This is a genomic window from Mesorhizobium sp. B2-8-5 (assembly GCF_006440675.2).
In the GTDB taxonomy this organism is placed as follows: Bacteria; Pseudomonadota; Alphaproteobacteria; order Rhizobiales; family Rhizobiaceae; genus Mesorhizobium.
On sequence record NZ_CP083951.1, the window covers coordinates 1,697,501 to 1,702,500 of the forward strand.

A 5,000-nucleotide genomic window follows, 5' to 3' on the forward strand; every position below is an offset into this window, starting at 1 on the left:
AATGCGCAATCCGCAGGATTGTCGCTTCAGCCGCCGCGTTGCGGTTTGGCGATGGCGCGATCCGCAAGGATTGCCGCGTGGGTGTCGAGTAGAGATGGTGAGAAAAAGTCATTCGTAAAAAGAGTTTGCGCCGAGCTTCGTGCTCTGCGCCTGTTCTGTTTGACATCGTAAAGAGAAGATTTGTTCGAACTTCATGACCCGCAAGGGTCATGATTTGTCGCAAGGGACGCTCAATCCCTTGCATATGATGGGTCTGCCTAACCGCGCCCTCGAACCGATCTCGAGAAGCTGGTCTTTTTGTGCCAATTCCATTGAAGCGCAATCCCGAAGGGATTGTCGCTCAAGTGCGACGATCTCTGCGAGATCGCGCGATGGGTATTGGCAATGAGAACGATCAAGTGTCTTAAGGGCAATTGGTGGATGCCTTGGCATGCACAGGCGATGAAGGACGTGATACGCTGCGATAAGCTACGGGGAGGTGCGAATACCCTTTGATCCGTAGATTTCCGAATGGGGAAACCCACCTAAGGTACTTGGAAAATCAGAGCAGCGGAGCAATCTGCTGCTGTGGTTTCCAAGTATCGCTAATAGTAACTTATCCTGAATACATAGGGATAAAGTGGCGAACGCGGGGAACTGAAACATCTAAGTACCCGTAGGAAAGGACATCAACCGAGACTCCGGAAGTAGTGGCGAGCGAACCCGGACCAGGCCAGTGGCGATTGAGAGACAAGCGGAACCTTCTGGAAAGTAGGGCCATAGCGGGTGACAGCCCCGTACGCGTAATGCGATCAATCGTCCTCGAGTAAGGCGGGACACGTGAAATCCTGTCTGAAATTGGGAGGACCACCTTCCAAGCCTAAGTACTCGTGCATGACCGATAGCGAACTAGTACCGTGAGGGAAAGGTGAAAAGCACCCCGACAAGGGGAGTGAAAGAGTACCTGAAACCGATTGCCTACAAACAGTGGGAGCCCGCAAGGGTGACCACGTACCTTTTGTATAATGGGTCAGCGACTTAGTGTGACGAGCAAGCTTAAACCGATAGGTGTAGGCGCAGCGAAAGCGAGTCTGAACAGGGCGTTCAGTTCGTCGCATTAGACCCGAAACCGAGTGATCTAGCCATGAGCAGGTTGAAGGTAAGGTAACACTTACTGGAGGACCGAACCCATAACTGTTGCAATAGTTCGGGATGACTTGTGGCTAGGGGTGAAAGGCCAATCAAACTCGGAAATAGCTGGTTCTCCGCGAAATCTATTTAGGTAGAGCGTCGACCGAATACCCCAGGGGGTAGAGCACTGGATGGGCTAGGGGTCCTCACCGGATTACCAAACCTAACCAAACTCCGAATACCTGGGAGTACTAGTCGGCAGACACACGGCGGGTGCTAACGTCCGTCGTGAAAAGGGAAACAACCCTGACCTACAGCTAAGGTCCCCAAGTTATGGCTAAGTGGGAAAGGATGTGAGGATCCCAAAACAACCAGGATGTTGGCTTAGAAGCAGCCATCATTTAAAGAAAGCGTAACAGCTCACTGGTCTAAATAAGGGTCTTTGCGCCGAAAATGTAACGGGGCTAAAGCCATACACCGAAGCTTAGGGTTCGTGAGCAATCACGAGCGGTAGCGGAGCGTTCTGTAAGCTGATGAAGCCGTACCCGTGAGGGGCGGTGGAGGTATCAGAAGTGCGAATGCTGACATGAGTAACGTAAGGGGAGTGAGAGACTCCCCCGCCGAAAGACCAAGGGTTCCTGCTTAAAGTTAATCTGAGCAGGGTTAGCCGGCCCCTAAGACGAGGCGGAAACGCGTAGTCGATGGGAACCACGTTAATATTCGTGGGCCTGGAGGTAGTGACGGATCGCACAAGTTGTCCAATCTTATCGGATTGAACGGGCAGCGGAGCGGTTCCAGGAAATAGCTCCTCCTTATAGACCGTACCCGAAACCGACACTGGTGGTCAGGTAGAGTATACCAAGGCGCTTGAGAGAACTATGCTGAAGGAACTCGGCAAATTGCACGCGTAACTTCGGAAGAAGCGTGACCCTTTTCTGCGCAAGCAGAGGAGGGTGGCACAGACCAGGGGGTAGCGACTGTTTATCAAAAACACAGGGCTCTGCGAAGCCGCAAGGCGACGTATAGGGTCTGACGCCTGCCCGGTGCTGGAAGGTTAAGAGGAGGGGTGCAAGCTCTGAATCGAAGCCCCAGTAAACGGCGGCCGTAACTATAACGGTCCTAAGGTAGCGAAATTCCTTGTCGGGTAAGTTCCGACCTGCACGAATGGCGTAACGACTTCCCCGCTGTCTCCAGCATAGACTCAGTGAAATTGAATTCCCCGTGAAGATGCGGGGTTCCTGCGGTTAGACGGAAAGACCCCGTGCACCTTTACTATAGCTTTACATTGGCATTCGTAGTGGCATGTGTAGGATAGGTGGTAGGCTTTGAAACCTGGGCGCCAGCTCAGGTGGAGCCACCCTTGAAATACCACCCTTATTACTATGGATGTCTAACCGCGGCCCGTTATCCGGGTCCGGGACAATGTATGGTGGGTAGTTTGACTGGGGCGGTCGCCTCCTAAAGAGTAACGGAGGCGCGCGATGGTGGGCTCAGAACGGTCGGAAATCGTTCGCTGAGTGCAATGGCATAAGCCTGCCTGACTGCGAGACTGACAAGTCGAGCAGAGACGAAAGTCGGTCATAGTGATCCGGTGGTCCCGCGTGGAAGGGCCATCGCTCAACGGATAAAAGGTACGCCGGGGATAACAGGCTGATGACCCCCAAGAGTCCATATCGACGGGGTTGTTTGGCACCTCGATGTCGACTCATCGCATCCTGGGGCTGGAGCAGGTCCCAAGGGTATGGCTGTTCGCCATTTAAAGCGGTACGTGAGTTGGGTTCAGAACGTCGTGAGACAGTTCGGTCCCTATCTGCCGTGGGTGTAGGAATATTGAAAGGATCTGTCCCTAGTACGAGAGGACCGGGATGGACGGATCTCTGGTGGACCTGTTGTGGCGCCAGCCGCATTGCAGGGTAGCTATATCCGGACGGGATAACCGCTGAAGGCATCTAAGCGGGAAACCCACCTTGAAACGAGTATTCCCTGAGAACCGTGGAAGACGACCACGTTGATAGGCCGGGTGTGGAAGAGCGGCAACGCTTGAAGCTTACCGGTACTAATAGTTCGATAGGCTTGATCGTTCTCATTACTTATATCCATCAAGGCGCAATCCGAAGGATTGTCGCCGGCACAGAAAACAGCTTCTCGATTTGAACGTGCGTTTTGCCGACCTGGTGGTTATGGCGGAGCGGCTGCACCCGATCCCATTCCGAACTCGGCCGTGAAACGCTCCAGCGCTGATGGTACTTCGTCTCAAGACGCGGGAGAGTAGGTCGCTGCCAGGTCTGCCAAGCGCACGTTCAGCTCACATCCGGGCCAAACAGAGCCGGATCGAGACAAATCTTCTCCCTACGATATTTAGGCCCGCCAAACGGGATCATGGGCCGCGCAAGCGGCCCTTTCATTTGGTGGTCTCTTGATTCCGGTAAGTTAAACCTTACCTCAAGGACGCAAGCAAACGCTTGCTCGTAATCGCAAGCAAACGCTTGCTCGTGGTTGACGCGGGGTGGAGCAGCCCGGTAGCTCGTCAGGCTCATAACCTGAAGGTCACAGGTTCAAATCCTGTCCCCGCAACCAAACTCAAAACGGCCCGCTCAACGCGGGCCGTTTTGCGTTGGAGGATCGCGGACGGACACAAAGGGCCACCAGGCTCTCGCCAGGGCCGAATCATTCCCTCCACATTGGCGCCGAGTGCGATGCTCGCTTTGATCTGCGGCCGACGAATGCGTGTCGCGCAAAAGTGTGCAGCGGTTTTGCGATAACGACATGCATGAAAACAAAGGGCTTAAAGCGCGTCGCCTGAATCCGCTCACAGTACACGACGCAAGGGTGAGGACGGCTTGAAGTGATTTGATTGGAGGATTCTTCGCCAAAAGGATCCGCCGATGCCGACCACGATTCACACCGCCCTCATCGAGACCCTAAGCCGTCATTTTGCACTGCGCAATTCGCGCCTGGAAACACTCGCGGTTCTGATCATCGGCATGGTTCAAGGCCGCACGGTCAATCTGAGCCATGTGGCGAGCCAGTTTCCGGGGGCCGCGCAACACGGGTCGAACTATCGCCGCCTGCAGCGCTTCTTCCAGTCGATCCGGCTGGATCAGGCACTCGTCGCGCAGCTCGTCGTGCGCATGCTGAACCTGTCGCGGCCCAAATGCCTGGCGCTCGACCGCACCAGCTGGAAGGTCGGCTGCAAGGACATCAACATTCTCATGCTGGCCATCGTGACGCGACGCTTTCGCGTACCGCTGCTGTGGACGGTGCTCGACCACCAGGGCAACAGCAACACGCACCAGCGCATCGAGTTGATGCGGCGCTATCTCGACCTGTTCGGCGCGGCTTCGATCGAACTGCTGCTCGCCGACCGCGAGTTCATCGGCGCCGATTGGGTCAAATTCCTGATGCAAAACAAGGTCCCGTTTGCCATTCGCGTCAAGGTCGGCCAGTGCGTCGCCCTGGCCGATGGAAAGCTCTGGACACCCCAGACCCTGCTGAGAAAGCGCCGCAAGAGCCGCAGCGTCACGACGCTTGAGGCCGGCCTGCCGGCTGCATCCGTCCGTTTATCCTTCGCTGCCAAATGGATCGACGGCAGAAAAGGCCAGCAGGGCGAATGGCTCATCGTCATGACCAACAGCCAGGACGCCAAGGCCGCCATCATAGCCTACAAGAGCCGTTGGGCCGTCGAATGCCTGTTCGGCGATGCCAAGACCCGCGGCTTCAACATCGAAGACACCAGAATGACCGCGCCAGACAAGATCGATACCCTGACAGCCATTCTCGCCATCGCAATCACATGGGCCTATCGATGTGCAACCCAAACCATGGGTATGAAGGCCATCAAGCGAAAGGCCCACGGCCGACGCGAAAAGTCATGGTTCCGCATCGGACTA

At 55.4% G+C, this 5,000-nt stretch carries 1 protein-coding gene, 2 tRNA genes and 2 rRNA genes (2 of these 5 running past the window's edge); all 5 read left to right on the forward strand.

Annotated elements, in window-relative coordinates:
* A tRNA-Ala gene (locus tag FJ430_RS08270) sits at position 1 on the forward strand (it extends 75 nt beyond the left edge of the window).
* Positions 2-392: 391 nt separating this feature from the next.
* Positions 393-3,191 (forward strand): 23S ribosomal RNA (locus tag FJ430_RS08275).
* An 89-nt stretch (positions 3,192-3,280) separates the two neighbouring features.
* A 5S ribosomal RNA gene (gene rrf / locus FJ430_RS08280) occupies positions 3,281-3,395 on the forward strand.
* Between the two features lie 215 nt (positions 3,396-3,610).
* Positions 3,611-3,687, forward strand: a tRNA-Met gene (locus FJ430_RS08285).
* Positions 3,688-3,995: 308 nt separating this feature from the next.
* Positions 3,996-5,000, forward strand: the 5' portion of a protein-coding gene (locus FJ430_RS08290) for an IS4 family transposase (RefSeq protein WP_226892112.1). Its footprint extends 90 nt past the window's final position; only the first 1,005 of its 1,095 coding nucleotides appear in the window; it begins with the start codon at positions 3,996-3,998; its stop codon lies off the right edge, out of view.